Annotated in this window: 1 protein-coding gene; it reads right to left on the reverse strand. The window is 30.7% G+C overall.

Features of this window, described 5'->3' with window-relative positions:
- Positions 1-10: 10 nt before the first annotated feature.
- Positions 11-460, reverse strand: coding sequence for a hypothetical protein (locus tag PUH65_RS14895; protein WP_305520898.1), 450 nt, complete (start codon positions 458-460; stop codon positions 11-13).
- Positions 461-479: the final 19 nt, after the last annotated feature.

Below are 479 nucleotides of genomic sequence, written 5' to 3' on the forward strand. Positions count from 1 at the left end.
CGGTAGTGTTTTATTCTAATTCTCCAATTTTTGGAAATTTAGAAGTTATTTGTTTAAGTTGATTAATTATTTTTGGCAAGAATGTTTGGTCAAATTGGATCTCAAATTCTAATTTATTTCCAAATCCTGCTGAATCCATTACCACACATTCTGCGTCTAAATGTCCAAGTCCATCTCCACTTATTTTAATTTCGACCTGATCTTCCAAAGTTTTAAAATTAGCATTTCCGCTTAAATTATTATAGAGGAATTCTAACTCTTCTTGAAATTGGATAAAATCAATTGTCATAAATTCTGCGTTGAATTCCCCAGAAAAACCTCCGGCTTTTAATTTTACAAATCCTGTAATCCAATTTTTGTCCCAATTTAATTCAGCAGATTCATGACTCAAACCGATAAGTTCAATTCGAATAAAATTTCCGTTACCAGATATTTCTAAATATATATTTTCGTCGATCATCGTTGTTTAACATTACCGC

This window comes from Kaistella sp. SH40-3, assembly GCF_030686865.1.
Lineage (GTDB): Bacteria > Bacteroidota > Bacteroidia > Flavobacteriales > Weeksellaceae > Kaistella.

Excerpts from the sequence above, each read along its gene's own strand:
- PUH65_RS14895 (WP_305520898.1), bottom strand. The coding sequence starts at position 460 with ATGATCGACGAAAATATATATTTAGAAATATCTGGTAACGGAAATTTT.